Here is a 26,915-nt window from a genome sequence, read left to right on the forward strand (position 1 = left end):
CACGGCGGCCCGGGCACCAAGCCCGGGCCGCTACCACCTCGTCAGAACTTTGCTACCAATTACCTGGACTGGCGCTACCATCAAGCGCTACTCGCCAGTGAGTCGGGCCGTGCCGGTCGCCTGCTATATCGCTGCGCGGCGCGCGGCCTCCAGATCGTCGCCCGCCTTTGCTGCTTTTGCTGAGCAGCGTTTTTTCTTTGCTGCAGGTGATGCTCATGGTCTTCCTTTCGCCAGCAGATCCATGCCCCCAATTTAGGCGGGTGCAAGCGGATGTAGGCGCTGCATCCGGGCTGGTCAACTTCTTCGATCAAATACGACGCCGGGCCTCGGCGTTCTCGTTGCCTGGCGCGCCGACCGGACCAGATCGCCGATGCGTCAAAGAGAGGATTCTGATCGCGGAATACCTGAGCTCGCTCCCCGGTTTTGCACACGCTGAGAGAAGGTGGCTCATGGAGCCAGCTGGAATTCAACCCACAACGGAAAGTGGTCAGAGATCCGCCAGGAGACCTCGGTGCGTGTCAGGCTACCGAGCAGGTGTGGCAGAAAGTTGAACGAACCCGCCCGCAGGGTGTAGGTCAGGGAGGTCAGCAGGGATTTTCCGTCTGGGTCCGAGAACCATGCGATCTGGTCATAGAAGTGCCTCGAGGTGTCGTTGTCGAACACCGTTCGTGGGATGTCATTCAGCTCGGTCGGAGGCCACAGCCCGGTCGATACAAATGCTTCAAACAGCGGGTCACCAATGCGGTCGAGGTTGAAATCGCCCAGCACGAGAAGGTTTTGGTTCCATCGGTCGGTCCGATCCGCCCAGGCACGCATCCACTCCGCGAACGCCGTGATCTCCGGCAGCCGCGCAGTCGGGTCAGCCCCCCAGATGACGTGCACGGTGGTCAAGGTGAATTCCGCTGAGCCGCGCACAAAACTGGCGGCGTACGGCGTTCGGGCGAACTGTTCGGCCGGCCCCTCGACCTGTGCTGGCAGCACGATCTCACCCACCAGTCCCGAAGGCTGCACCCGAGTCGAGTCATACAGAAACGTCAACCGTTCTCCGTTTCCTGGACCGCCCTCGGTGACGTCGGAGACGACCACTCTCCAGTCATCTCCGAGCAACTCGAGCAGAAATTGCAGGGCGGTTGTGTTGCGACGCACTTCTTGAACTGCCATCACATCAAAGCAGGCCACGACCGCAGCGATGCACGCGAGGGAGTACCAGTCCCGCTTGGGAGTATCCCCCGGTTCGGCGTGCCACTTGGCTGTCAGATCCCCCAATGCCCGAAGGTTCCAGGTCGCGATCAGTAGATCGGCGGGGTGCTTCGGCGGCACCACTGCGGCCAGCGCTGCTCTGAAAGCGATCAGGTTTTCCGCCACGTCGGGCGGCATTGTTGTCGTCATGATTTGTGAACCAAACTGCTCCGCCCACATGGATGGGCCGTACGGCACTCAGTAATGGAAATCTGAAAAGATCATATCTCCGCCCACTCACGTACGTAAGGTAGCGGCCGCCGCCAGGAACGGTAATTTATCGAACTGGTGGCGACCGCACTTGCGCACCACGCGCCGGCATTGCGCAGCCAGTTCAGGACGTACTCCGAAGCCGTGTCGGCGGCCTCGAGAGCGAACGCGAGGACCGGTCCATCCATCCGTCCATCCATCCGTCCATCCGTCCATCCGTCCATCCGTCCAATACAGCTCGGAGCCGACAATATGCGCATGGGCATGCTCGGCGCTGGACGGTGGCAACGTATTATCCGAGCGCGCGTGCACGATCAGCGTCGGGCACGTGACGCGGTCCAGCGATGCCGGAGTGAACGGACGGAAGTCGTTCTCCACGCCCCGCCGACGTCGCTTCGCACCGAGCGACGCGCGAAGCGTCGCCTCCAGCTGCGCTGTGCGGTCGGGGATCGCCGCGAGCAGCGCAGCGCGATCGGACGCGACCGCCCTGGACTCGCTGCCCAATACGAGGAACAGTGCAGTGAGCGTAGGACTGGTCGCGTGGGTCAGTACTCGTTTGCACTGGTCATCCTGCCGGCATCGACCGTCGCAGTCATCCCGAATGGGGAACGTCTTGCGGGACGCTTAGCCGGGAATGCCCTGGCGTCCCGGTGCGGCTCAGGGGCGCGTACGCGTATTTCCGATGGCGGTAAGGACTCCATCAACGGATGCACCGGCAGTGCATACGAGGAACGTGATCGCGGTGGTCCAGCCAGCAGGGCCGGCCATCACAAAACCTTGACCGCCTGCACGCTGCCCGTTACAGGCTCGCCGCAACGGCCACGAGGCCAACAAATCGTGAGCATGCTCGGGGTCTCCGCCCTTGGACCCGCGCCTGCATCAGGCGTCGGCACCCTGCAGGCTCCACGTCCGTGACACGCGACACATAACGGCGCAGAACCGAGGTCTACCTCAGGTCTGCGCCGCATGGCGTGATTTAGATGTCGGTGGCGATCTCGAACTGCGAGACCTGCGGGGCGCTGACGAGGAGTGAGCCGAGCTCGGTCGCACCCGCGCCGGCACGCCAGGCACGGTAGGCCGAGTCGGCTTCGGCGGAGGCCCATCGCTCCAGCAGGATCAGGTGGGAGGGATCTTCGGCATCGACTAGGACGTCGACACCGAGGCAGCCGTCAAATGCCCGCGTACCGGTGAGGATGTCTCTCAGCATGGCCGGTGCATTGGCGACAGCCTCTGCTTTCAGACGAAGGTCGAGTAGAACGGTGAGTGCCATGGATGCTCCGATCAGTTGGGGTTAGCGTAGCGTCTAGAAGCTGAGGATCTGGTAGCCCTGAACGACCAGGTTGCGGGTGCTCGCTTCGCCCTTGTAGTCGGTGAGTAATGGCCATCCGCCGGTCTCGATCGGGTCGGAGACCCCGTGGGAGGTGACGCAGAAACCGCAGGCACCCAGGATGTTGTCCTGAAGCGCGACGGCGAGCGGGTTCATCTTGTGCTTGGGGTCGGAGATGGCGGCGAGAGACTCAACGCCGGAGCCGTCAAAGACCACCACGACCTCATCGCCGGCCTCCTTGAATTCAAGGGCGGTCTTGAGGCCGCGGTAAACGCGTGAGGTGTCGGAGCCGATGGGCTCGTAGATGACAACGGCGATCTTGAGTTCGGACATAAACATGTACCTCCTAGGTAGACCGATCTGGCCACTATCAACTATACCGATCTGTCTGGTATTGTCCAATCATGGGATCCACGACTACCGCTGCGACACGCAGCGCCCGGGAACGCCTGCTGGCATCCGCGGCTCAGCTGTTTCAGGAACGCGGCATCAACGCGACCGGAATCGACCTCGTCGTTCGCAACGCAGGAGTAGCAAAGGCCAGCCTGTACAACAACTTCGCGAGCAAGGAAGCGCTCGTCGTGGCCTATCTGGAACAAGAGTTGGACGGCTGGGTTCAGCACTCGCGCTCTCTGGACGACCCGTTCGGCGCGCGCCCGGAGCGCGTGGCTGCCCTGTTCGAAGCGCTGGCGGTCTCAGTCGAATCCCACACCTTTCACGGCTGCCCGTTCACCAACGCGGTGATCGAGCTGCCCGAGTGCGTCAGCGTGCGCCGGGTAGCCGAACACTACCGTGAAGTCGTTCGCGCCCACCTCGCTTCCATCGCCGGCGAGGACCCAACCTCCACCTTGGTGTCTCGCCTCTTTCTGCTCTACGACGCGGCCATCACGGCCGCTAAAGTGGGCCGCGACGCTGGACTCGTGCGCCAGGCCAGCACCATGGCACAAGAACTCGTCTAAAACTCAGCTTCCAGGGAAGCGATCAATGAAGACATCAGCTGCGTTGCGGGCATTCGAGCTCAACACCCGACCGGTGCACCCGCCCTTCCGGGTGGCGCCCGACCAACGCTGGGAGGAAGCGACCTCAGAACGCCACCAAGTAGCGCCAAAGACCACATACACGCGTTGATGAGCGTGGGTGCTCCATGGACGGTCGTCTGCGGAGACCTGGGTCAGAGCATGGAGCCAAGGTCGGAACCGACGGACGGATAGGTCGCGGTCGCCGATTTTAGTTGTCGGGTGGTTAGGCCCAGCTTGATTGCGAGGCCGAAGATGTTGATCACTTCCGAGTAGCCGGGGCCGAGCAAATGTGCGCCGAGAATCTGATCGGTTGCTGTATCAATGATGACCTTCGTCGCCGCGACGGTCTCACCGACTCGGTAATTGGCGTACCAACTGCTGGTGTCGTTGTAGCGCACAGCGATATCACGGCCATCACGCACGGCTTCGTGCTCGAGCATGCCGACGCGGTTCAGTTCCGGGATCGTGAACACTGTGGTGGGGACGCCGGCATAGTCCGGCACGGTCATCGTGCCCTTGAGCATGTTGGATGCTGCGACCTTGCCCTCAAAAACGGCGACGGGCGTGAGGCGTTCTCCGGGAGTGTCGGCGGCGTCGCCGGCGGCGAAGACCGACGGATTACTGCGGCTTTGCAGGTGTCCGAACACATCGATCCCCTTCGGGCCCCAGGCAATGTTTGCCGCCGCCAGATTCAGGCCGTCGATGTTGGGCACCCGGCCTGCGCCGTGCACCACCAGATCTGTCTCGACGACGGTCGTGACGCCGTGCTGCTCGACGCTCACTTGAAGCCCCGTGGTGGTGCGCGCCACTGCACTGACCGTGGTGCTGTGCTTGACGCGGATGCCGGCTTGCTCACTGCGCTGCACGAGCAGATCGACGAGATCGGGGTCGAACGCGCGTAACGGCCGCGCCCCGTGATCGATGACCACGCAGTCCACACCAGCGCGGGCTGCGATGTGGGCGAACTCGAAGGAGACGAACCCGCCCCCGACGAATACGATCCGGCCGGGAAGCTCCTCGAGGTTGAGAAAGTCGGTGCTATCGATGAGGTGCTCGTGTCCGGGGAAATCGAGGGGGCGCGGTCGGGCACCAGTCGCTATGAGAAACCGCTTCGCCTGGTGCCGCACGCCGTTGATTTCGAGGTGATGGGGCCCGGTGAAGTGAGCGGCACCGTGAAAAGTGCTCACACCGTTGCGCAGAAGTTCGTCTTCCATGCTCTGAGGCACACCGTCGGTGAAACCGCGCTTGTGACGCATCAGCGCCGCCCAGTCCAGCGTGAGCTCATTCTCGCTGATGCCTTTGCCCTGCATCAGATGGGCGGCGTCGATCACTTCCGCTCCCCGACGGAGAATCTTTTTCGGGTCACACCCGCGCAGCGCACACGTGCCCCCGTACGGCAGGGCATCAACGATCCCCACGCGCCATCCCTGTGCAGCGCACCTATTGGCTGCTGTGGTGCCGGCCATTCCGGCGCCGATCACAAACAGGTCGTATTCCTCAAACGTGTCGCTCATGCTGTGGCGATCGCATCGCGCAGTTGCTCCAGAGTGGGGGCGCCGGCTAATCCCGTGGGAGTCTTATAAATGCGGCACGCCATCCCGACCGACGCCGACTGGTCCGGAAAAAGGTCTGTTCCCCCCACCAGAATGCTCGGGGATCCCCGAAAATTGATTGCCTCTGCGTCTTCCAGATTCTCGACCAACCGCCGGGTCACGACGGTGCCGGGGCGTTCGACTGCGATCACCGCTAGCCGCTCAGCGGTAATTTTCCAGTTCGGGCACCCATTGAAGTACTGCAACGTAATATCCATGCCCTTACCGTAGACGTTGCACCATGGTGCAAGGTCAAGTGGTGGAATGGGACTATGCAAATTAGAGACCTGGCCATCGCGAGTGGCGCAACCGCACAGACCATACGGTTTTATGAGCGGCGCGGTCTGTTGGATCCCGCCGAACGTGCGGGGAACGGTTACCGGCGGTACAACGAAGCGGCCCTCTCGCGTCTGCAGTTCATTCGGTCTGCCAAGACGGCTGGTTTAACCTTGTCCGAAATTGGCAGCATCATCACGGTGAGAGAAGCAGGCGAGGTGCCGTGCGGGCACGTCTTAGACCTTCTCTCGGCGAAACTGACGGATGTGCACCGCCGCCAGCAGGAACTTGCACTTCTTGAATCAGAGTTGCACCACCTCATCGAAGCGAGCCAACCTCTTGATCCGGGCGATTGCGAAGCGGGCAGTGTCTGTCACCTCTTCACCCAAGCTCACCATTAGCGCACAACGTTCATTCACGCCATTAATCGGTGCGAATTCACCGCCATTTACCGCTGCAATTCAGACGTGGAACCATGCGGACTGTCTTCGGCACATGGCCGAGGGACACAAGGGGGACTACAGCAAAATTGGTGCTCCCTCGGGCAAGAGCTGGGACACTTTCGCGAAGTGGTGCATCGGGCAAACTCTTGGTTCTCCGTCGAGTGCGACGTATCAAAAGTCCAACGCCACTTACCTGTTCCAAGCGCCGGTTCAGATTTGGAACAACGGGACTCTTCAGAAGGCTTATCAGAACCGAGTGACAGTACGCACAAGCGACCGGGTCATCGTGACCTCATACATTTCTCGAGCTTAGGGTTAGAGATCATGCCTACTTCGGTCTCGAGCACTGCACTCCTTGATGAACTTTTCTACTACCTCGACGAGTTCACTCCGCCCATCTTTAGCGCCAATCGTGCGCTCACTGTCGTGTCGGTTTCAGCGCCGGACGCCAGTGAACCATCGCCGGTCCTGACTTCCGCTAGTGAGTTCTCATCGCTCTACAGTGAGCTCCTTTCATCCGCGGTAGACGATCCGGCGCCGGTCTCACTTCGAGTAAGGGCCTTCCGTCTGTTTTCGGTCTTGCTCCAGGAAGCAGCGTGGGACCTGTCGGACCCAGGTTCGCGAGGCTACAGACTAGCTAAAGGCAAGTTCATCCCCTGGGACTAGAGCTTGATCAGTGTCACACCGCACGCGAACGTCAGAAGCCCGTGTGAGGCAGTAAGTCTTGTACCGGGCAAAGAAAGCACTCAATTCGGCCGGTCGCTGCCGTTACTGGTGAGCAAGAAATTGGAGGCCGCTGCAGTTGCGGCGGCATGGACGTGCCGGTCGTGGGCATCAGAGCCGTGGAACGCGATGAACCCGTCAAAGTCGGCGATAATCTCGTCAAAATTCTCGATGAGGTCATCGTCGATACGACGGGTGATGTTTCCGTCGAGTTCAGGCTTCACGCCCCGTCGACCACGAACTATTTTGGTGACGACGTCAATCGTTGCGTGGAGCTGGAACAACTGCTGCGTCTTGTTGAGCATGAGGAAGAGCCAGTCACGCGTCGTTCGACTCAGCAAGACATTGGCGTCGACGAAGACTCTGTGAAGCATGAGCCTCAGAGTATCGGTTGAGCAACAGCCACTACTTGTGTCCCCGTCCAGGTTCGGCTACCGGGACACAGTGTGTGCCGCGCGGTCGGGCCAGTCACGATGAGATGCTAGTTCTGTGGAATTGAACCAGGGCACCGATGCGCAAGCCGTTTTCATCCGCCCCTATGGTCAAGCGGATGCCGCAGACACATTGGCAATATTCCTTGCTGCGGTGACCGAGACCGCTGCCGCCGACTACTCGCCGGAGCAGATTCAGGCGTGGGCTCGGCCAGAAGCGCGAGATCTGCCCACCTGGCATGCGTCGATGCAGGATCGGAACAGTTACGTGGCCACCGTGGATGGCGCACCAGCAGGCTTCTCCGATGTGAACCCTGCTGGGTATATCGACATGCTGTTCGTTGCCCCTCGATACCAGCGACAAGGGGTAGCACGACAACTGATCGGACGCGTTGAGGTCCACGCGCGTCAGGCGCAGCTGACAGAACTGATCGCCGACGTCAGCATCACAGCCCGCCCGTTCTTCGAGCGCCAGGGATTCACCGTCGAGGTAGAACAGCACTCGATGATGGGCGGCGTGTCGCTGACCAATTACAAGATGAAAAAGAAGCTCCTCGACAGCGCGGTGTGCCTGAGCGGGCAGCTTGTCTGCCACACCCAGGACCAGGCGAACACTGTCCGGGATCACCTACCACTGCACCTTGCCCTGACCCGCGCCGAACCGGGATGCTGTTCGTTTAACGTCACCCCGACGAGCGATCCGCTGGTCTGGCAGGTCGAGGATTACTTCGAGCACGCAGCCGCCGTCAAGGCTCATCCAGCAGGTCAACGATGACCACACCGTTGTCGAGGTCGCCTCCCGGCACGGAAACGCGGTGATCATGTCGAAAGACGACTACGACGCGATAACCGAAACTGCCTACCTGCTTCGGAACCCTGCGAATGCCGAGCGGCTGCTCACGGCGATCGAGCGGGTGCGGCGCGGAGAGTTCGAGCAGCACGACCTGACAACCGAGTGAGTCGGACTGTCGCCTTCGACCCGAATGGGTGGGACGACTACATCTACTGGCAAACCCAGGACCGCAAGACTCTGAGGCGCATCAACCAGCTAGTCAGCGACGCGTTGAGCGATCCGTTCGCGGGGAGAGGCAAACCTGAGCCCCTCAAGCACATCCTTGCCGGCGCGTGGTCCCGCCGCATCGACGACACGAATCGGCTGGTCTACTACGTCACGGATGACCACATCATCATCCTGCAAGCTCGCGACCGCTACTGACCCGAGGTCTACGTGTCCTGCAAGAGGTCTCCCTGTGGCACGGCTCGACCATCGGAATGACTGCTGCCGGTATCTGGGTTCGGTTCTCCCGTTGCTGAGTTGCCTCGCCCGACAACACGATGATGCGATCGATCTCGAGCGCATCGAGCAGCGCTGCCATGGCGTAGCCCTGCTGCGCAAAGGTCTGCCCCGTCGCAAGCGGTGTTCCCAGACACCCAGGCATGCTCGGAACAATGATTCGGAACCCGTTCACGCGCAGGTACTCGACCACCACGAGCCCTCGATCCCACCCGCCGAGGATGCCGTAGATGGCGAGAATCGGCTCGCCCCTGCCTCGCTCGGCGAACTCAACCGGTCCCGATGCCGTTGAAACGGTTCGCGGGTTTTCCGCCAGGCACGCGCGCAAGTCTTTGGACGAGGGCGATCTCAACGCGGTGGCCAGGACCCACTATCGCTTCGACGGCATGCGTGGTCAATGGCGCGAAATTCCGCGCGTGCAATTTCAGAGCGGATGCTGGCCCGCGCTCCCAACACAGGCTCGCGCTCATCCGTGGCGAGCGCACTATTCGCCCGGGCACCGTCGAGTGTCACCTCCGTGGCCTCGACGGTTGACCGAACGCTACCCGCGACGGCATGACGCGAGACGGCCCATCCGAATATGAAACAGACAGGGATGGCCTTCGCCTCACGGCCGACAGCCGACAGCCGACAGCCGACAGCAAATCAGCGCCAGCCCTGACCGCATCCTCGCCGGAGCCGACTCGATCACCGCACTGGTACATGTACCTCGATCGAGACGAGCGCCATCGCGTCGCTCAAGTCGCTGTGCAGCATACCGGCACGGTGCCCGTCATCGTCGGGATCGGCACCGGGCGGATTGGATGCTCCTTCAGCACTCGATCACGTTCACCGCGAGGCCACCTCGGGACGTCTCCTTGTACTTGGTCATCATGTCGGCACCGGTGTCCCGCATGGTCTTGATCGCTTTGTCGAGTGACACCTTGTGGCTGCCGTCTCCGTGCAGGGCGAGGCGGGCAGCGTTGATGGCTTTCACGCTGGCAATAGCGTTGCGCTCGATGCACGGGATCTGCACGAGCCCGCCCACGGGATCGCAGGTCAGGCCCAGATTGTGTTCGATTCCGATTTCCGCAGCGTTCTCCGCCTGGATGGGAGTTCCTCCCAGCGCTTCGCAAAGGGCGCCGGCGGCCATGGAGCAGGCCGCGCCGACTTCGCCCTGGCACCCGACTTCAGCGCCTGAGATGGACGCATTGAGCTTGAACAGGATTCCGATCGCCGCGGCCGTCAGCAGGAAACGCACGACACCGTCGTCGTCGGCCCCCGGGACGAACTTCACGTAGTAGTGCAGCACGGCTGGGATGATCCCGGCCGCCCCGTTGGTGGGCGCCGTGACGATCCGCCCACCGGCCGCATTTTCCTCGTTGACGGCCAGCGCAAAAAGATTCACCCATTCCATCGCCCGCAGGGGGTCGGTGGTGTCCTCCGGCGCCTGCAGTGCGCGGAACAGCCCCGGTGCCCGGCGCGTGACCTGCAGGCCACCAGGCAGAATACCGTCGGCAGCGCATCCGTTGGCCACGCACGTCTGCATGACGGACCAAATGTTCAGCAGCTTCGTGCGTAGCTCGATCTCCGTGTGCCAGGTGCGCTCGTTGGCCAGCATCACGTCGGAGATGCCGAGTCCCTCCCGGGCGCAGATTGCCAGCAGTTCATCGGCCGTCGTAAACGGATGCGGCAGGACGGTTTCGTCCACAACCACACGATCCGCACCCACGGCATCCTCATCCACGACGAAGCCTCCACCGACGGAGTAGTAGGTGCGCTCCCGCACCACGCCACCATCGTGGCTCATGACCCGAAAGATCATGCCGTTCGGGTGTGCGGGCAATGATTTGCGCCGATGTAGGAGCACGTCCTCGGTGAAGTTGAAGTCGATGCCGTGCCTACCGGCCAGCATCAACCGTGCGTCGAGTGCGGCCGCCGCCACCTGGTCGTCGGCCGTTGCCGTGTCCACGGTTTCCGGGTCCAGGCCCTGGAGCCCGAGAACCACAGCCTTGTCCGAGCCATGGCCACGGCCGGTCGCGCCCAGCGAGCCGAACAGCTCTGCCTGAACCCGCACGATTCCGTCGAGCAGACCGTCCCGCGCCAGACCCTCGGCGAAGCGTTTCGCCGCGCGCATCGGACCCACCGTGTGGGAGGACGAGGGCCCGATGCCCACGGAAAAAAGGTCCAACACGCTCAATGCCATGTCGTGCTCTCCGCTACCGTGAACTCGCGCATCCCGTCCAGGAGCCAGCGTCCCAGGTAGTCGGCAAATGATGCCCGAGGGAATGCGCGGAACGTTTCGTTCTCAGTTTTCCACAGGACGACCGGAACGTTGCCGATCACGGTGGCGATTGCCACGCCGGTCGAGAAGGCGCGGGGATGCAAGTCGGCCGCGCAGCTCTTCTCCAACACTGCCCGGGCGGAGGGGCCGGCTAGTTCGAACGTCGTGCGGTTGCTGGAGAGATCGACGGTTTGTCCGGCTCCATCGCCGAGGGCCGCCACTAGCTCGGCAGCGAGTGTGCCGTCAAGTGCCTCCTCCTCGGCAACCAGCAGAAACTCATCCGGACCCAGCCACAGCACGGCCATTCCGGCGACCCCTGTGGTCACCTGCCCACACGCGGTCGGCAGCCCTCCGGTGACGGCGCCGATGCGGCGACCACCCTCGGAGAGCGGGTCGACACGGATGCCCACCATGACTTGGAAGGGGATCTCCCGGAGGGAGACCCGAGCCTCGGCCGACGCGGTTTTCGCGAATTCCGCCCAAAGATGTTCCGCGGGACTGTGGCGACGCGCCGTCAGGTGCGTTTGCTGGACATCCGTTATTTGAGCATCCGTGCTTTCAATCGTGTTAACCATCTCGGCGCTTCCCTTCGGCATCAAAAAGTACTGTTTCCCCAACGACGACGTCCACGAGCTCTGTTCCGAAGACGGCCACCAGGTGTTCCCCGATCCGGTCTCGACCGTTCTTGATCAGCGCGAGCCCGAAGGACCGGCCCAGAGCAGCACTGTGATAACTCGACGTCACAAAACCCTGCATCGGAACGGGTCCGACTGCGGGGGTGATGGGCACACCGGCGTCGATGAGTTGGGTACCTTCCGGCAACCGGATCGTCCCATCCGTGGGCATTACGCTCACCAGGTGTTTCCGGCCCTCCGAGCGCACACCGGCACGCTCATATGAGCGTTTGCCGATGAAGTCCTTGACCTTGGACACCACCCATTCCATGCCCGCGTCCTGCGGGGTGACGGTACCGTCGGTGTCCTGGCCGACGATCGGGTATCCCTTTTCTGCGCGCAACACGTGCATGGTTTCCGTACCGTATGGGGTGATCGTGAACTCTGCGCCGGCCTCGGTCACGTCTTCCCAAGTCTGCAGCCCGTACCAGGCGGGAACGTTGATCTCGTAAGCCAGCTCGCCGGAAAAGGAGATTCGGCAGATTCGAGCGGCAACGCCGGAGGCGAGCACCGTTTCGCGGAACGTCATAAAAGGGAAGGCCTCGGTAGACAGATCAAGCCCCGGCGCCAGCTTGCCGAGCACCGCACGGGACTTCGGCCCGACGACGGCGATCGTGGTCCATTGCTCCGTCACTGACGTGCAGCTCACGTCCAGCTCCGGCCACTCGGTCTGCAGCCATTCCTCGAGCCAGTCCAGCACCTTCGCTGCACCGCCGGTTGTGGTGGTCATGAAGTAGCGGTCGTCATCCAGTCGAAGCGTCACGCCGTCGTCGAAGATCATGCCGTCGGGGGTGCACATGACGCCGTAACGGGCAGAGCCGGGCGCGAGCTTCTTGAAGGCATTGGTGTAAATGCGGTTGAGAAACTCCCCCGCTCCGGTGCCGCGGATTTCAATCTTGCCCAGAGTCGTGGCATCCATGTAGCCCACAGAGTCGCGCACAGCCGCGCATTCGCGCAGCACGGCAGCGTCCATGTCCTCGCCCGCAAGCGGGTAGTACCACGGACGTTTCCACTGGCCGACGTCCTCGAACAGCGCACCGCGCTGTTCATGCCAGGTGTGGATGGACGTCCGGCGAGCGGCGTCAAACAGGTCCCCGCGCTTTCGACCGGCCAAGGCCACGAACGACACTGGCGTGAACGGAGCACGGTACGTCGTGGTGCCGATCGAGCCGATGTCGGCGTCAACGGCGGTGCCCTGCCGGCGAAAAGCAGCAGCAATGACGCCGATCGCGTTCACACCAGAGGTCTTTCCCTGGTCATTGGCGGTGCTGATAGAGGTATAGCGCTTGATGTGCTCCACGCTGCGGAGCCCCGCCCCCGTAGACCGCCAGACATCGGCCACGCTTTGGTCGCGTTGAAAATCGACGAAGTGGTGGTTCCAGTCGGACGTCGTCCCTTTGGTTCCGCCGACCAGCCAGAGGGCACGGGTCGGCGCGACGGGCTGCGCCGGACGAGCGGGACGGGCCAACGTGGCGATGGCAGCAGCTACGGCCGCTCCCGTGGAGAAACCGGCGTTGACAGCGGCAATCGCTCCCGCGGAGACACCCTCGGCGATACAGTCGGCCAGTGCATAGCTCCCCCGCGCTGCGCCGACGACCTGCTGCTCGCGAACCACCGTCGACGGTACGAAACCGACGAGATCCTGGTCCCAACGCACCTTGCCCTGGGCCTGACTGTGCAGGTGTACCACGGGGCTCCAACCGCCGGAGATTGCCAGGAGGTCAGCCTCGAATTCCTCAATGCCACCCACCGGCGCACCGTCGTCGTCGATCCGGGCGACCGAGACCCGCGCCAGGCGCTGCTCACCCACGGTGTCAACCACAGCACTGCCGTAGAGAACGCGTACGCCCGTTTTGGCCGTCACGAGCGCTGCGAGCGCCGACGGCGCTGGCCGAGCGTCGACTACCGCTGCCACCTCTATACCCACCGCACACAGGTCGGACGCGAGCAGGTATGCGCTGTCGTTTGTGGTCCCGATCACGACGCGGGAGCCCGCTGCCACACCGTACCGGTTGAGGTACGTGCGGGCAGCAGACGCCAGCATGATGCCGGGGCGGTCGTTGTTTTCGAAGACGATCGGTCGTTCGTGCGCGCCGGTCGCCAGCACCACCTGGTTCGCACGGATGTGCCAGATGCGCAGGTGCGAGACGCCGTCGGCCGGGGCCGTCTGCAGATGATCGGTACGGTTCTCGACGGCGATGAGGAAGTTGCTGTCGTAGGAGCCGAACACCGTGGTGCGGCACAGGATCGTGCACTCGGGGATGCTGGCAAGTTCGGCTCTGATGTCGGCGACCCACTCGAGGGCATCGACGCCGGCTACCTGCTCATCACGGCCGGAAAGCAGTGTTCCGCCCAGCTCGGGCTGGTCGTCGATAAGGATTATGCGGGCGCCAGTGCGGGCCGCCTCCCGTGCCGCTGCCAGCCCGGCTGGACCGCCGCCGACCACCAGAACGTCGGTGTGAACATACTTCTTGTCGTACACCGCTTCGTCATCGCTCGGGTCGAGCTGACCCAGACCGGACAGGAATTCAGCCTCAAGACCGTCAACCAAGTCCACGGTCGTGGCTGGGAGCATAGATTCGGCGACGTGGCCGGGGAATCGTCCCGCCACCTTGACCAGCGCATTGGACTCCTCCACGCCGGCGGACATGATGCCGCGCGGTCGGTTCGCATACAGAGAATTGCCAACCGACACGCGGCCTGCGGCGAGCAGCGCGGAGGCCAGAGTGTCGCCAGGATGGCCGGCGTACCCGACGCCGTCCACGGTGAAGTTGAAAACCGTACCGCGGTCAATTCGTCCGCCATGGCTGAGCCGATTGGATTGAGTGTGCTGACCGGTCATAGCTGGACTCCTTCCGGTGTTCCTTGGCGGGTAGTACTCGTGGCCAGACCGGTCGTGGGTTGCGACGTCCGCAGGACTGGCGGCTCCTGGCCAATGCGATAGACGGCCGTGATGTCATAGCTCACGGTGTCCCGGAGCATATTGAACCACTTTCGGCATCCCGCACTGTGCACCCATCGCTCCGCAAAGAGCCCTTTCGTGTTCTGGCGGTAGAAGAGGTACTCCGCCCACTCCCGGTCGGTGAGTTCTGCCGGATGCTCGGGGTAGGCCACGTGGGCTTGTCCCCCATAATGAAATTCGGTTTCGTTGCGCGGCCCGCAGTTGGGGCATGGAAACAGCAGCATGGCGTGCTCCTTACGTTCTGGGGGGTCGATTTCTAGTGAGCCACGGCGGCGGCGCCGTGCTCGTCGATCAGGGCGCCGGTTTCGAAACGTTCCAGAGAGAACGGCTTGTTCAGGGCGTGCGGGGCCCCGGTGGCGATGGTGTGGGCGAAGGTCAGGCCCGCTGCCGGCGTTCCCTTGAAGCCGCCGGTTCCCCACCCGCAGTTCACGTACATATTCTCAACCGGTGTGGTCCCGATGATGGGCGAGGCATCCATTGTGGTGTCGACGATGCCGCCCCAGGTGCGCAGCACATGGGCCCGGGCGAAGATCGGAAACAGCTCGACGGCGGCGGCCATCTGCTCTTCGATGACGTGGAAGGATCCACGCTGGCCATAGCCGTTGTACGAGTCGACTCCGGCCCCCATCACCAGTTCGCCCTTGTGGGCCTGGGAGACATACACGTGTACCTGATTCGACATCACCACCGTCGGGTGAACGGGTTCGTGCAGCTCGGACACCAACGCCTGCAGCGGGTGGGACTGGATCGGCAGCCGAAACCCGGCCATTTCGGCGAGCAACGAACTGTGTCCGGCCGCGCACAGTCCCACTTTGCCGGTGCTGATGGTGCCACGGCTGGTTTCCACGCCCGTGACCCGCTCGCCGTCTTTGATGAAGCCGGTGACCTCACAGTTCTGGATGATGTCGACCCCCAGCTCGTCGCATTTGCGGGCAAACGCCCACGCCACGTGATCATGCTTGGCGATGCCGGCCCGGGGTTGGTAGGTGGCACCCATGACCGGGTAACGGATGTTGTCGCTGATGTTCAGGATCGGGCAGAGTTCCTTCACCTGCTTCGGGTCGAGCCATTCGGCGTCGACCCCGTTGAGTTGGTTGGCGCCGACCCGACGGATGCTTTCACGAACGTCCCCAAGAGTATGGGCGAGGTTCATGACGCCACGCTGGCTGAAGAGAAAGTCGTATTCGAGCTCTTCCGGCAGGATCTCCCAGAGTTTGAGCGATTGCTCGTAGATCGCCGCGCTCTCATCCCACAGGTAGTTAGAGCGGATGATGGTGGTATTGCGGGCCATATTCCCGCCCGCCAGCCAGCCCTTCTCCAGGATCGCGATGTTCGTCATCCCGTGATTCTTCGCCAGGTAATACGCCGTCGCCAACCCGTGACCGCCGCCACCGATGATCACGGCGTCGTACGACTTCTTGGGATCGGGGTTGTGCCACAGGAACTCCGGGTGCTCCTTCAGCTGTTGGGTACTCACTGGGCGACTCCGCTCAGCACGGCCACGATTGGTTCTTCGGACGATACCGGCGCGGATAGCTGCGGATACAGCGGAAATTTCTCTGTCAGCTTCCGAACCCGCTCGCGCAACAGGATCGCGGAATCCTCACTCAGGTCACCCGAAATGGCGGCCGCGATAATGTCAGCGACCTCGGTGAATTCGGCACGGCCAAATCCGCGGGTGGCCAGTGCCGGTGTGCCGATCCGCAGCCCGGAGGAAATCATGGGCGGCCTCGGGTCGAACGGAACGGCGTTACGGTTCACGGTAATGCCAATGCGGTGCAGCCGATCCTCGCCTTGCTGGCCGTCAAGGGCGGAGTTGCGTAGGTCGACCAACACGAGGTGCACGTCCGTGCCGCCGCCCACCACGGAGATTCCGTATTCCGCGACATCCGGGGCGAGCAGACGTTCGGCGAGGATTTTGGCACCCTCGAGGGTGCGTTCCTGGCGCTCGCGGAAAGCTTGCGTGGCGGCAATTTTGAAGGCGACCGCCTTCGCGGCGATGACGTGTTCCAACGGGCCGCCCTGCTGACCGGGAAACACCGCGCTGTTGATCTTTCGTGCCAGGGACTCACGGCTGAGGATCACCCCGCCCCGAGGGCCACCCAGGGTCTTGTGTGTCGTCGTGGTGACGACGTCGGCGTACGGAACCGGGTTCGAGTGCAGACCAGCAGCTACCAGCCCGGCGAAGTGCGCCATATCCACCATCAGATATGCGCCGGCGAGGTCTGCGATGCGGCGGAACTCCGCAAAATCGAGCTGTCGGGTGTATGCGGACCACCCGGCCACGATCAGTTTGGGTTGGTGTTCCAACGTGAGCGCTTCCAGTTCGGCCATATCCACGGTCATGTCTGATTCGCGCACGTGGTAGGCAATGGCGTTGTACAACTTGCCGGAGAAATTCAGCCGCATGCCGTGCGTCAGGTGCCCGCCGTGGGACAGGTCCAATCCCAGGATGGTGTCGCCGGGGTTTAGGAGCGCCGCCATGGCGGCAGCGTTGGCTTGCGCGCCCGAGTGTGGCTGCACGTTGGCGGCCTCGGCACCAAAGAGTGCCTTCACTCGGTCGATCGCCAGCTGTTCAATCACGTCAATGTGCTCGCAGCCACCGTAATAGCGCTTGCCCGGGTAACCCTCCGCGTACTTGTTGGTCAGTACCGAGCCCTGTGCTTCCATGACGGCTGCGGGGGCGAAATTTTCAGAGGCGATCATTTCCAGTGTCGATTGCTGACGAGCCAGCTCTCGAGTGATGGCCTCGCCGACCTCGGCATCTACGCTGGACAGAGTACCGGTGAGCACATCGGCCATGGGTTAGCTCCTTGCAAATCGCCGCTAATACGTAACTATTAGCCAATTGATATATTAGATTAAGTGCAACAATATAGTGCGGCCAGTTCGACGTCAAGGACTTCCTCTGGGGCAAGCGACCCGAGGAGAAACCATGACGAGCACTACAGCAGCGGCTGAACCGGATCTGTCGTTGTCAGAGCATGCCTACCGCAGTCTGCGCGACCAGCTGATCATGCTGGAGATACGCCCGGGCGATGCCATCAACGATTCAGCCCTGGCGGCGAGCCTCGGTATTGGGCGCACCCCCGTGCGCGAGGCGCTCAAGCGACTCGAGAGCGATCACCTCGTCGTCTCGTACCCGCGCCGCGGAACTTTTGCCACTCGCGTCGACTTCACCGAGTTGGCAGACATTTCGGAGATCCGCCAATTACTGGAGCCACTCGCGGCCCGACGTGCGGCGCGGAACGCCACGGCGCCAATGCGCGCAAAATTCCGAGATTTAGCCGCTAATATTGCCTGTTCAGAACCTGGCAACTCGGACCAGCATGACCTGATGCGCTTTGACATCAAAGTACACCGGCAGATCTATGCCGCAGCCGGCAATGCGCATCTGGAAGACGTGCTGATCCGGTACGATAACCTGGCAACGCGCATCTGGTGTCTGGTGCTCGACAAAATCCCGTCCGTGGCCGGGCACATCACCGAGCATGTCAAGCTGCTCCAGGCCATCGCCGACGGTGACGGCGAACTTTCCGCTGGGCTGGCCCTCGAGCACGTGACCAACTTCGAGAAGACCATCCGCACCGCCCTTTAGACGGTTCCTGGTGGGCGGCTCCTGCCTCAGGCAGCGAAAAGAGCTTCGCGTACCGCCTGCTCGAAGCCACTCACGTGGATCCGCGCGAGTTCGGCGGCACCTGCCTCATCTCCGTCGATAACGGCACGGAGCAGGTCCACATGCTCATGGACGTGCCGGGACAGGTCGGGCAGGCGATCCAGGACCATGCACCAGATTCGTGTCGCAAGATTGTCGTAGCGGATCAGGACATCTTCGAGGTGGGGATTGGCGGCCGCCGCATAGATGCCGCGGTGCACGCTGGCGTCCAACCGCAGTGTTTCGACGACGGACGCTGCGCTCGCGTCGAATCCCTCGACGGCGAGCATGACCTCCCGCAACTGTTCCCTGGCAGACACCGTGGCCACGCGGGCAGCCCGGGAAGCGGCAAGGGGTTCCAGCTGCGTGCGGATTTCGGAAATGAACGCAAGGTCAGTAACGTCCACGCGGGTCGCGAAAGTTCCTCTCCGCGGGTAGGACACAACGAGGCGATCGAGCTCCAGCCGTTTCAAGGCTTCGCGCACCGGCGTGCGCCCGACGCCCAAGTCTTTGGCGAGCTCGCCATCACTGAGTAGATCGCCAGGCTTGATGTCCAGAGTCAGCAGCCGATCGCGAACGCGCTCGTAGGCTACATCCGCCAACGACCTCCGTGCGGCATCAGCACCAGCACCAGCACTCACCCAAGCTTCAACCGCCATTCGTTGACCCCTTTCAAATCGAGCAAGAAGGCTATTGACCTATCTCAGTCGCCAGTATACGCTGATCACCAAATCAGATATATCAGTAGTAATACTGCCAATATATATAAGGGCGGAGACATGACGCTAATGGCGACAGACTCATCTACCAGCACACTGCCTCAATCGGAGGTTCTTGGGCAAGAGCAGACGAAGAAGTTCGTTCTCACATTGTCGTGCGTCGAACGCGCAGGCATCGTCCACGCGGTCACAACGTTCCTCTTCGAGCGTGGCTTCAACATTGAAGAACACCAGCAGTTCGATGACGGCCTCCGAGAGACTCTGCATCTCCGCACCGCATTCTCGGGCCCTTCTACCTACACCCCGGACGGTCTCGAGGATGAATTCCGATCGATTGCTGCCCGCTTCGACATGAAATTTAGCTTTCATGACGAGACGAAGCAACGCATCCTGGTCATGGTGTCCAAGTTCGGGCACTGCCTGAACGACTTGCTCTTTCGCTGGCGGGGCGGAAGCCTCCACGGCGACATTGCCCTTGTGGTTTCCAATCATGAAACCCACCGGGCAATGGTTGAGGCCGCCGGCGTCCCCTTCATCTACCTCCCGGTGACCCCCGCGACCAAATTGGACGCCGAGCGGCGCCTACTGGAACTGGTGGAGGAGCAGAAAATCGACCTCGTCGTGCTTGCCCGGTACATGCAGGTTCTGTCCGATGACCTCTGCCGCTCGCTGGAAGGCCGCGCTATCAACATCCACCATTCCTTTCTCCCGGGATTCAAGGGCGCACGCCCTTACCACCAGGCCTACGACCGTGGCGTAAAGCTGGTGGGCGCCACGGCCCACTACGTCACTGCGGAACTCGATGAGGGGCCAATCATCGAACAGGAAGTCATCAGGGTCGACCACAGCTATGGACCGACCGCTCTTTCAACAGTCGGACGGGACGCCGAAGCACTGGCACTCTCCCGGGCCGTGCGCTGGCACTGCGAACACCGTGTACTTCTGGATCGGAACAGCACCGTCGTGTTCCGGTAAGTAGAAGCCACCAAACCAGCAGGTATTGACACACAAAAATCAGGAGGAGAAACCACATGGCATCGACGCCAAGCATTGTCATTATCGGAGCTGGAATAGTCGGAACGAACCTGGCCGATGAACTCGTCACCCGGGGTTGGAACAACATCACTGTCCTGGACCAAGGGCCGCTGCACATGCCCGGGGGCTCAACGTCCCACGCCCCCGGTCTCGTCTTCCAGACAAACGCCTCGAAATCCATGGCACTCTTCGCCAAATACACGGTGGAGAAGCTGCTCTCCTTGACCGAAGACGGCGTCAACTGCTTCAACCAGGTCGGCGGCCTCGAAGTCGCCACCACCGAGACCCGTCTCGCTGACCTGAAGCGAAAGCTCGGATACGCAGCGTCGTATGGAATTACCGGAAAAATCCTTTCACGTGAAGAGTGCATGGAGCTCTACCCGCTCCTGAACGAGGAAGATATCCTCGGTGGACTACATGTGCCCAGCGACGGCCTGGCCAACGCCGCCCGCGCCGTTCAGTTGCTGATCAAGCGCACGGAAGCCGCGGGCGTCCAGTACCTGGGCAACACCACTGTCACGGGTATTGAACAGTCCGGCCGGCGCGTCACAGGTGTCCAGACGTCCGACGGTGTTATCCCCGCGGACATCGTGGTTTCCTGCGCAGGCTTTTGGGGGGCCAAGATCGGCGAAATGATCGGCATGTCCGTTCCTCTTCTACCCTTGGCCCACCAGTACGTCACGACCACTCCGGTACCAGCGTTGAAGGGCAAGAACAGCCTGCCCAACGGGGCCTCCTTACCTATCCTGCGACACCAGGACCAGGACCTGTACTACCGCGAGCACGGCGAGCGCTACGGCATCGGTTCCTACGCCCACCGCCCAATGCCCGTGGACCTCGACGAACTCGGCACCTTTGAGCCCGCCACGATCAGCGAACACAACATGCCCTCCCGGCTGGACTTCACCGTGGATGACTTCCTTCCGGCCTGGGAGGCCACCAAGCGGATCCTGCCCGCGCTTTCGGAAAGCAATATAGAGGATGGCTTCAATGGCATTTTCTCCTTCACCCCCGACGGCGGATCCCTGGTGGGCGAGTCCAAGGAGTTGGACGGCTTCTTCGTTGCCGAAGCCGTGTGGGTGACCCACTCTGCTGGTATCGCCCGCGCCGTTGCCCAACTGCTGACCACCGGAAGGTCGGAGATCGATCTGGGTGATTGTGATATTCACCGCTTTGAAGAGGTCCAGTTAACCCCGGAATACGTCAGCGAAACATCACAGCAGAATTTCGTCGAAATCTACGACGTCCTCCACCCACTCCAGTCCAAGCTGTCCCCCCGCAACCTCCGCGTGAGTCCGTTCCACGCGCGCCACAAGCAGTTGGGCGGGTTCTTCCTGGAGAGCGGCGGATGGGAACGCCCCTACTGGTTCGAAGCAAACGCGGAGCTGTTGAAGGAGATGCCGGACAGCTGGCTGCCGCCAGCTCGCGACGCGTGGTCGGGGATGTTCAGCTCGCCCATTGCTGCCGCGGAAGCGTGGAAGACCCGCACGGCAGTTGCCATGTACGACATGACTCCGCTCAAGCGCCTCGAGGTCTCCGGCCCGGGCGCTCTGAAGCTGCTGCAGGAACTCACCACTGCGGACCTGGCCAAGAAGCCCGGTGCAGTCACTTACACCCTCCTGCTGGACGACGCCGGCGGCATCCGAAGCGACATCACCGTGGCCCGGTTGAGCGAAGACACCTTCCAGCTCGGAGCCAACGGAAACATCGACACTGCCTACTTTGAAAGGGCAGCCCGCCATCAGACTGAAAGTGGGAGCGCCAGCGACTGGGTACAGGTGCGCGACACGACGGGCGGTACGTGCTGCATTGGCCTCTGGGGGCCCCTCGCTCGGGACCTGATCAGCACCGTCAGCAGCGATGATTTCAGCAATGAAGGTCTCAAATACTTCCGCGCTAAAAAGGTAGTCATCGGCGGCGTCAACGTAACGGCCATGCGCTTGTCCTACGTCGGCGAACTGGGCTGGGAACTCTACACAAGTGCCGACAACGGTCAGCGCCTCTGGGATGCGCTCTGGAAGGCCGGCCAGCCTCACGGTGTCATAGCGGCAGGCCGTGCAGCCTTTGGTGCGCTGCGTCTTGAAAAGGGTTACCGATCCTGGGGCACGGACATGACGACCGAGCACGACCCCCTGGAAGCCGGACTGGGATTCGCCGTGAAGATGACCAAGGCATCCTTCGTCGGAAAAAAAGCGCTGGAAGACCGTAGCGAGGAAAACTCCGAACGGAACCTGTGCTGCCTGACGGTCGACGACGGCCGGAGTATCGTCCTGGGCAAGGAACCGGTATTTTACAAGGACCAGGCGGTCGGCTACGTCACCAGCGCCGCCTACGGCTACACCGTCGCTAAACCGATCGCCTACGCGTACCTTCCGGCGGCTGTCACGGTCGGGGACTCTGTTGAGATCGAGTACTTCGGCCGGCGCATTCAGGCCACGGTCACCGCAGATCCGCTCTACGACCCCACGATGTCCAGGTTGCGCGGCTAACGCCCCGCCGGGGCCGTTATGAAAATGGAGTGCCAGCACCTCTGAGGGTCGATGCGCGGTGTGCGCAAACCCGGGCCACGACTTCCCGTTTAGCCGTAAGCCGGGAGCAAGCTCTGCTGGCGGTCCGGACTGAAGCACTCAGCCGTGATGCACGACCGCGAAGAAATCTCTGGACACACATCCAGGCCTGCAATACGATGCCTCAGATATATCTTTACTGGTGATTTAGGAATATCAGCCGTCAAAGGCCGAATTATAATTTTCGATTTGGAGGAGGCTCTCAACCTTCTGCCCGATCTGACCCCAAGGGCCATGTGTAACCACAGGCCTATGCCGCATCGAACAAAGGACACGCTTATGCCTTTTAATAGTGACCTAAAATCCCATACACCCGAGGAGTTACCTGCCAACAATGATGTGGCAGAGACTCCGCGTAATGACGAGTCCCGAAGGGGGGAGAAGAGTAATGCAATCATTGGTGTCTCCGGCGAAGTAGACACAATCCCCGCACGCGCCGTGCCGGACGCCGAGTACGGGCAAATCCTCGAAGAATTGCGTCATGCCCAGACCGAGCAGGCAGTTGCGGATCGCCGCAACCATAAGCTCAGTCTCGACAAAATCATCTTCGGGATCACCGGCGCAATCGCCATTGCCTTTGTTGTCTGGGGCTTTGTGGGACGCGATAGTTTGTCCAGCACTTCCACGGGTGCCCTCAATTGGGTCATGGAGTACACCGGCTGGCTCTTCATGCTCGTGGCATCGCTCTTCGTGATCTTTGTCCTGTGGCTGGCCCTGGGTAAGTTCGGCAACATCCCGCTGGGTAAGGACGGCGAAAGGCCCGAATTCCGCACTGTCTCCTGGATCGCAATGATGTTCGCCGCCGGCATGGGCATCGGGCTGATGTTCTACGGCGTGGCCGAACCCCTTTATCACTATATCTCTCCCCCGCCCGGCACCGTGGACGGACGAACCCCCGAAGCCATCCAGACTGCCATGGCCACCTCGATCTTCCACTGGACGCTGCACCCCTGGGCCATGTATGCCATTGTCGGCATCCCAATTGCCTACGGGACGTACCGCCTGGGTCGCAGGCAATTGATCTCCGTCGCATTCACGTCACTCTTCGGAGTCAGGACGGTCGAAGGGCCAGTCGGGAAGTTCATCAACATCCTGGCCATTTTCGCCACCTTGTTTGGAACCGCTGCATCGTTGGGCCTTGGTGCCCTGCAGATTGGCAGCGGCATGACGTCCAACGGTTGGTTCGGCGAGATCGGCACCCCCGTGCTCGTGGCGATTGTCGCTGTCCTAACCTTGTGCTTCGTCGCTTCAGCCGTCTCTGGAATCAGCCGCGGTATCAAGTGGCTTTCCAACATCAACATGGTCCTGGCCGTCGTCCTGGCATTGATCGTCTTCGTCGCGGGCCCCACTCTTTTCATCCTTAACTTGATCCCCTCTGCAGTTGGCGAGTACGCCCGCGACCTGGCCGAAATGTCGTCCCGGACTGAAGCGGTCGGCGATGAGTCGCTGCGCAGCTGGATGAGCAGCTGGACAATCTTCTACTGGGCCTGGTGGATCTCATGGACCCCGTTCGTCGGTCTCTTCATCGCCCGCATTAGCCGCGGTCGCACCATCCGCCAGCTCGTCACCGGAGTGCTTCTGGTGCCCAGCGTCGTCAGCGTGATCTGGTTTGCCGTCTTCGGAGGCGCAGCCTTCCAAATTCAGCAGGAAGCCGACAGAACCAACACCCCGGGCCTGGTCACCGTGGTCGACGGGACACCGACCGTCAACTTCGACGGAGCACTCTTCGACCTGATCAAGAACCTGAGCATGCCTGACTGGGCCACTACTGCCGTTATCGTGCTGGCCATGGTTTTGGTCGCTATCTTCTTTATCACTGGTGCCGACGCTGCCTCAATCGTGATGGGATCGCTCAGCTCCAATGGCGCCGAGCACCCCCGCCGCGGAGTGATCATCTTCTGGGGCTGCCTCACCGGTGCCGTGGCTGCGGTCATGTTGCTGGCCGGCGGCGATGCACCATCGGAAGCCTTGGCGGGCCTGCAACGAATAACCATCGTGGCAGCGCTACCGTTCGTCATCGTCATGGTGTTGCTCTGCTTCGCTCTCACCAAGGACCTGCGTCGCGATCCTCTCTTCCTGCGGCGTCGCCTGGCCACATCCGTCGTAGAGCGAGCAATGCGCACCGGCGTGGAACAACACGGCGGCGTGCAGTTCGACCTCGTGACAAAGCACGACTGCGCCGAGAAATGCTCCGACTTGGACTGCCCGGGGGGCACTCGCACGGGGAGCATCCCAACCTTCGAGCCCCAGCAGCCGGGCCCGGACGGTAAATAGCGGCGCACCTTAGGTAGCAGCCCACCTCGGCGGCACGCGGCTTCTTCAGGCCCGTGCCGCCGAGCCTCACCCACCCCCAACGAATAGCAAAGGTATGTACATGTCCCAGCTCCGCGACCAACAACAGACGCTACGGATTAGCAGCGAAGGGAAAGATTTCGTGGATATCCAGTTGGAGTGCTCAAATCCAGTCACTGTTCAGCTGCAACTGGATGGCGGCTGCAATTGCCAACACGACCAAGGGAACCGCCCGGGCTCGTATGTTGACAGTGACCTCGGTCCTCGCTGACGGCAGCGGCGTCCCGCGCCCTGATTAATAGTCCTTGGCGCCCGGCCGCATTTTCGGAACTGTTTCCACAGCGACGCGCAATGGACCACATCCGCGAATACCGCATCCACACACGGCTCAGCAAACGGCTCAGCAAACGGCAGATCCTGTCCGTTCGTCCTTAATATTGCTGGCCCTCCAAAATGACTCCCAGATCACGCCCAAGGAGATTCACCTTATGACGAACGAGAGCTTCGATTACGTGATAGTCGGCGGCGGAAGCGCCGGATCGGTCCTCGCAGACAGGCTGAGCGCCGACGGACAGCACACGGTGCTGGTCCTTGAAGCGGGCCGCAGCGACTACCCGTGGGACCTTTTCATCCAGATGCCGGCGGCCCTCACCTTCCCCAGCGGCAACAGGTTCTACGACTGGCAATACGAATCCGACCCCGAACCCCGCATGCACGGTCGGAAGATCGCCCACGCCCGCGGCAAAGTGCTCGGCGGCTCCAGCTCCATCAACGGGATGATCTTCCAGCGCGGTAACCCCCTGGACTACGAACGCTGGGGAGCGGACGCCGGCATGGAGACCTGGGACTTCGCGCACTGTCTGCCCTACTTCAAACGCATGGAAACCACGCGGGCCGCAGCTCCGGACGATGACTTGCGCGGCCATGACGGACCTCTGGTCCTGGAACGCGGGCCCGCCCGCAATCCCCTGTTCCAGGCCTTCTTCCGCGCCGCCGAGGAAGCGGGTCACAAACGCACCGATGACGTCAACGGGTACAGGCAGGAAGGCTTCGGCCCGTTCGACCGTAACATCCACAAGGGCCAGCGGCTGTCGGCTTCCCGGGCTTACCTTCGCCCCAACAAGGGCCGTCGGAACCTGACGGTCCGCACCCGGGCGCTGGTGGCCAGGGTCAACTTCGACGGCACAACGGCAACGGGGGTCAGCTACCGCCGGAACGGGAGGCTGCACACCGTCAGCGCCAAGGAGGTGGTGCTGTGCGGCGGGGCCATCAACACGCCCCAGTTGCTGCAACTGTCCGGCATTGGTGATTCGGCCCACCTCTCGTCGCTGGGCATCACGACTGTCGTGGCTCTGCCCGGTGTCGGCGAAAACCTGCAAGACCACCTGGAGGTCTATGTCCAGCACTCCTGCAAGCAGCCCGTGTCCATGCAGCCTAGCCTCAGCCTCTGGCGCTACCCATTGATCGGACTCCAGTGGCTGCTGAGCCGCAAGGGCCCGGCTGCCACCAACCATTTCGAAGGAGGCGGATTCGTTCGCTCCAACGATGACGTCACCTACCCCAACTTGATGTTTCACTTCCTGCCGGTGGCTGTGCGCTACGACGGCCAGAAGGCCGATGCCAAACACGGGTATCAGGTCCACGTCGGCCCCATGTACTCCGACACCAGGGGCAGTCTGAAGATCATCTCCACGAACCCGGCCACGCACCCGTCCCTGCAATTCAACTATCTGTCCACGGACCAGGACCGGCGCGAATGGGTCGAAGCCATCCGGGTTACCCGCGACATTCTCGGCCGGCCGGCCCTGGCTCCCTACAGCGGCGGCGAACTCTCACCCGGCCCGTCCGTGCAGACGGACGAGGAAATCCTGGACTGGGTGGCTCGGGACGCCGAAACGGCGCTCCATCCCTCCTGTACCGCCAAGATGGGCCCTGCCTCTGACCCCCTGGCGGTGGTGGATCCGCTCACCATGAAGGTCCACGGGACCTCGGGGCTCCGCGTGGCTGACGCCTCCGCGATGCCCTATGTGACCAACGGCAACATCTACGCACCGGTCATGATGCTCGCCGAAAAGGCTGCGGACCTCATCCTGGACCGTACGCCACTGGCACCCCAGCACGCCGACTTCTACCGGCACGCACCTGCAGCTACTACCGAGGCCGCGCCCAGTATGGGTCTCGCATGAACCGCGTT

23 protein-coding genes are annotated in these 26,915 nt (G+C 62.0%); 10 read left to right on the forward strand and 13 right to left on the reverse strand.

Going from position 1 to position 26,915, the window contains the following annotated elements:
- Positions 1-447 precede the first annotated feature (447 nt).
- The 3 genes from E3T43_RS07675 to E3T43_RS07685 form a co-directional block, all read right to left on the reverse strand.
- Positions 448-1,389, reverse strand: coding sequence for an endonuclease/exonuclease/phosphatase family protein (locus E3T43_RS07675; protein WP_134471963.1), 942 nt, complete (start codon positions 1,387-1,389; stop codon positions 448-450).
- A 1,036-nt stretch (positions 1,390-2,425) separates the two neighbouring features.
- Positions 2,426-2,719: a putative quinol monooxygenase gene (locus tag E3T43_RS07680; protein ID WP_134471964.1), complete on the reverse strand. Its 294-nt coding sequence runs from the start codon at positions 2,717-2,719 to the stop codon at positions 2,426-2,428.
- Between the two features lie 33 nt (positions 2,720-2,752).
- Positions 2,753-3,115 (reverse strand): DsrE family protein, encoded by a 363-nt coding sequence (locus E3T43_RS07685; protein WP_241978868.1) that lies wholly within the window; start codon positions 3,113-3,115, stop codon positions 2,753-2,755.
- Positions 3,116-3,180: 65 nt separating this feature from the next.
- On the opposite strand from E3T43_RS07685, the gene E3T43_RS19565 reads away from it, so the two are divergent.
- On the forward strand, positions 3,181-3,735 hold the full coding sequence (locus tag E3T43_RS19565) for a TetR/AcrR family transcriptional regulator (protein WP_092448667.1): 555 nt from the start codon (positions 3,181-3,183) through the stop codon (positions 3,733-3,735).
- A gap of 212 nt (positions 3,736-3,947) precedes the next feature.
- Here the strand turns inward: E3T43_RS19565 and E3T43_RS07695 are convergent, their stop codons facing one another.
- Complete coding sequence (locus E3T43_RS07695) at positions 3,948-5,309, reverse strand: NAD(P)/FAD-dependent oxidoreductase (RefSeq protein ID WP_134471965.1); 1,362 nt, start codon at positions 5,307-5,309, stop codon at positions 3,948-3,950.
- A complete protein-coding gene (locus tag E3T43_RS07700; RefSeq protein ID WP_134471966.1) occupies positions 5,306-5,605 on the reverse strand; it encodes a thioredoxin family protein in 300 nt (99 codons plus the stop codon). Before E3T43_RS07700 ends, E3T43_RS07695 begins: the two co-directional genes overlap by 4 nt.
- A 54-nt stretch (positions 5,606-5,659) precedes the next feature.
- Here E3T43_RS07700 and E3T43_RS07705 point away from each other — a divergent pair, with 54 nt between their 5' ends.
- Positions 5,660-6,064 (forward strand): heavy metal-responsive transcriptional regulator, encoded by a 405-nt coding sequence (locus E3T43_RS07705; protein ID WP_134471967.1) that lies wholly within the window; start codon positions 5,660-5,662, stop codon positions 6,062-6,064.
- A gap of 788 nt (positions 6,065-6,852) precedes the next feature.
- Here the strand turns inward: E3T43_RS07705 and E3T43_RS07710 are convergent.
- Complete coding sequence (locus E3T43_RS07710) at positions 6,853-7,203, reverse strand: hypothetical protein (RefSeq protein WP_134471968.1); 351 nt, start codon at positions 7,201-7,203, stop codon at positions 6,853-6,855.
- A gap of 115 nt (positions 7,204-7,318) precedes the next feature.
- On the opposite strand from E3T43_RS07710, the gene E3T43_RS07715 reads away from it, so the two are divergent.
- From E3T43_RS07715 to E3T43_RS07725, 3 genes are read left to right on the forward strand one after another with little or no spacing between them, the layout of a single operon-like run.
- The gene (locus E3T43_RS07715; protein ID WP_241978869.1) at positions 7,319-8,035 is read left to right on the forward strand and encodes a GNAT family N-acetyltransferase; all 717 of its coding nucleotides are present in this window, start codon (positions 7,319-7,321) and stop codon (positions 8,033-8,035) included.
- Complete coding sequence (locus E3T43_RS07720) at positions 8,016-8,219, forward strand: type II toxin-antitoxin system Phd/YefM family antitoxin (protein ID WP_304998994.1); 204 nt, start codon at positions 8,016-8,018, stop codon at positions 8,217-8,219. The genes E3T43_RS07715 and E3T43_RS07720 overlap by 20 nt, the downstream gene beginning before the upstream one ends.
- The gene (locus E3T43_RS07725) at positions 8,216-8,476 is read left to right on the forward strand and encodes a Txe/YoeB family addiction module toxin (RefSeq protein WP_134471970.1); all 261 of its coding nucleotides are present in this window, start codon (positions 8,216-8,218) and stop codon (positions 8,474-8,476) included. The genes E3T43_RS07720 and E3T43_RS07725 overlap by 4 nt, the downstream gene beginning before the upstream one ends.
- 889 nt (positions 8,477-9,365) lie before the next feature.
- Here E3T43_RS07725 and E3T43_RS07735 read toward each other — a convergent pair.
- From E3T43_RS07735 to glyA, 6 genes are read right to left on the reverse strand one after another with little or no spacing between them, the layout of a single operon-like run.
- Positions 9,366-10,739, reverse strand: coding sequence for an L-serine ammonia-lyase (locus tag E3T43_RS07735; RefSeq protein WP_092448676.1), 1,374 nt, complete (start codon positions 10,737-10,739; stop codon positions 9,366-9,368).
- Entirely contained in the window at positions 10,730-11,392 is a 663-nt protein-coding gene (locus E3T43_RS07740; RefSeq protein WP_134471971.1) for a sarcosine oxidase subunit gamma, read from the reverse strand. The genes E3T43_RS07735 and E3T43_RS07740 overlap by 10 nt, the downstream gene beginning before the upstream one ends.
- Positions 11,385-14,333, reverse strand: coding sequence for a 2Fe-2S iron-sulfur cluster-binding protein (locus tag E3T43_RS07745; protein WP_134471972.1), 2,949 nt, complete (start codon positions 14,331-14,333; stop codon positions 11,385-11,387). The genes E3T43_RS07740 and E3T43_RS07745 overlap by 8 nt, the downstream gene beginning before the upstream one ends.
- A complete protein-coding gene (locus tag E3T43_RS07750; RefSeq protein ID WP_134471973.1) occupies positions 14,330-14,677 on the reverse strand; it encodes a sarcosine oxidase subunit delta in 348 nt (115 codons plus the stop codon). The genes E3T43_RS07745 and E3T43_RS07750 overlap by 4 nt, the downstream gene beginning before the upstream one ends.
- Before the next feature lie 32 nt (positions 14,678-14,709).
- On the reverse strand, positions 14,710-15,930 hold the full coding sequence (locus tag E3T43_RS07755) for a sarcosine oxidase subunit beta family protein (protein WP_092448680.1): 1,221 nt from the start codon (positions 15,928-15,930) through the stop codon (positions 14,710-14,712).
- The gene (glyA, locus tag E3T43_RS07760) at positions 15,927-17,255 is read right to left on the reverse strand and encodes a serine hydroxymethyltransferase (RefSeq protein WP_134471974.1); all 1,329 of its coding nucleotides are present in this window, start codon (positions 17,253-17,255) and stop codon (positions 15,927-15,929) included. The genes E3T43_RS07755 and glyA overlap by 4 nt, the downstream gene beginning before the upstream one ends.
- Before the next feature lie 133 nt (positions 17,256-17,388).
- On the opposite strand from glyA, the gene E3T43_RS07765 reads away from it, so the two are divergent.
- The gene (locus tag E3T43_RS07765; protein WP_134471975.1) at positions 17,389-18,051 is read left to right on the forward strand and encodes a GntR family transcriptional regulator; all 663 of its coding nucleotides are present in this window, start codon (positions 17,389-17,391) and stop codon (positions 18,049-18,051) included.
- Positions 18,052-18,077: 26 nt separating this feature from the next.
- Here E3T43_RS07765 and E3T43_RS07770 read toward each other — a convergent pair whose 3' ends face one another.
- On the reverse strand, positions 18,078-18,767 hold the full coding sequence (locus tag E3T43_RS07770) for a GntR family transcriptional regulator (RefSeq protein ID WP_134471976.1): 690 nt from the start codon (positions 18,765-18,767) through the stop codon (positions 18,078-18,080).
- Positions 18,768-18,887: 120 nt separating this feature from the next.
- On the opposite strand from E3T43_RS07770, the gene purU reads away from it, so the two are divergent.
- The 4 genes from purU to betA all read left to right on the forward strand — a co-directional run bounded on the left by purU (position 18,888) and on the right by betA (position 26,907).
- Complete coding sequence (purU, locus tag E3T43_RS07775) at positions 18,888-19,802, forward strand: formyltetrahydrofolate deformylase (RefSeq protein WP_134471977.1); 915 nt, start codon at positions 18,888-18,890, stop codon at positions 19,800-19,802.
- A 56-nt stretch (positions 19,803-19,858) separates the two neighbouring features.
- Positions 19,859-22,351: an FAD-dependent oxidoreductase gene (locus tag E3T43_RS07780; RefSeq protein ID WP_134471978.1), complete on the forward strand. Its 2,493-nt coding sequence runs from the start codon at positions 19,859-19,861 to the stop codon at positions 22,349-22,351.
- A 357-nt stretch (positions 22,352-22,708) separates the two neighbouring features.
- A complete protein-coding gene (locus E3T43_RS07785; protein ID WP_134471979.1) occupies positions 22,709-24,703 on the forward strand; it encodes a BCCT family transporter in 1,995 nt (664 codons plus the stop codon).
- Positions 24,704-25,209: 506 nt separating this feature from the next.
- A complete protein-coding gene (gene betA / locus E3T43_RS07790) occupies positions 25,210-26,907 on the forward strand; it encodes a choline dehydrogenase (protein WP_134471980.1) in 1,698 nt (565 codons plus the stop codon).
- The last annotated feature ends 8 nt before the right edge of the window (positions 26,908-26,915 follow it).

Source organism: Cryobacterium sp. Hh7, assembly GCF_004403155.1.
GTDB classification, from domain to species: domain Bacteria; phylum Actinomycetota; class Actinomycetes; order Actinomycetales; family Microbacteriaceae; genus Cryobacterium; species Cryobacterium levicorallinum.

Excerpts from the sequence above, each read along its gene's own strand:
- E3T43_RS07675 (WP_134471963.1), bottom strand. The coding sequence starts at position 1,389 with ATGACGACAACAATGCCGCCCGACGTGGCGGAAAACCTGATCGCTTTC.
- E3T43_RS07680 (WP_134471964.1), bottom strand. The coding sequence starts at position 2,719 with ATGGCACTCACCGTTCTACTCGACCTTCGTCTGAAAGCAGAGGCTGTC.
- E3T43_RS07685 (WP_241978868.1), bottom strand. The coding sequence starts at position 3,115 with ATGTTTATGTCCGAACTCAAGATCGCCGTTGTCATCTACGAGCCCATC.
- E3T43_RS19565 (WP_092448667.1), top strand. The coding sequence starts at position 3,181 with ATGGGATCCACGACTACCGCTGCGACACGCAGCGCCCGGGAACGCCTG.
- E3T43_RS07695 (WP_134471965.1), bottom strand. The coding sequence starts at position 5,309 with ATGAGCGACACGTTTGAGGAATACGACCTGTTTGTGATCGGCGCCGGA.
- E3T43_RS07700 (WP_134471966.1), bottom strand. The coding sequence starts at position 5,605 with ATGGATATTACGTTGCAGTACTTCAATGGGTGCCCGAACTGGAAAATT.
- E3T43_RS07705 (WP_134471967.1), top strand. The coding sequence starts at position 5,660 with ATGCAAATTAGAGACCTGGCCATCGCGAGTGGCGCAACCGCACAGACC.
- E3T43_RS07710 (WP_134471968.1), bottom strand. The coding sequence starts at position 7,203 with ATGCTTCACAGAGTCTTCGTCGACGCCAATGTCTTGCTGAGTCGAACG.
- E3T43_RS07735 (WP_092448676.1), bottom strand. The coding sequence starts at position 10,739 with ATGGCATTGAGCGTGTTGGACCTTTTTTCCGTGGGCATCGGGCCCTCG.
- E3T43_RS07740 (WP_134471971.1), bottom strand. The coding sequence starts at position 11,392 with ATGGTTAACACGATTGAAAGCACGGATGCTCAAATAACGGATGTCCAG.
- E3T43_RS07745 (WP_134471972.1), bottom strand. The coding sequence starts at position 14,333 with ATGACCGGTCAGCACACTCAATCCAATCGGCTCAGCCATGGCGGACGA.
- E3T43_RS07750 (WP_134471973.1), bottom strand. The coding sequence starts at position 14,677 with ATGCTGCTGTTTCCATGCCCCAACTGCGGGCCGCGCAACGAAACCGAA.
- glyA (WP_134471974.1), bottom strand. The coding sequence starts at position 17,255 with ATGGCCGATGTGCTCACCGGTACTCTGTCCAGCGTAGATGCCGAGGTC.
- E3T43_RS07765 (WP_134471975.1), top strand. The coding sequence starts at position 17,389 with ATGACGAGCACTACAGCAGCGGCTGAACCGGATCTGTCGTTGTCAGAG.
- E3T43_RS07770 (WP_134471976.1), bottom strand. The coding sequence starts at position 18,767 with ATGGCGGTTGAAGCTTGGGTGAGTGCTGGTGCTGGTGCTGATGCCGCA.
- purU (WP_134471977.1), top strand. The coding sequence starts at position 18,888 with ATGACGCTAATGGCGACAGACTCATCTACCAGCACACTGCCTCAATCG.
- E3T43_RS07780 (WP_134471978.1), top strand. The coding sequence starts at position 19,859 with ATGGCATCGACGCCAAGCATTGTCATTATCGGAGCTGGAATAGTCGGA.
- E3T43_RS07785 (WP_134471979.1), top strand. The coding sequence starts at position 22,709 with ATGCCTTTTAATAGTGACCTAAAATCCCATACACCCGAGGAGTTACCT.
- betA (WP_134471980.1), top strand. The coding sequence starts at position 25,210 with ATGACGAACGAGAGCTTCGATTACGTGATAGTCGGCGGCGGAAGCGCC.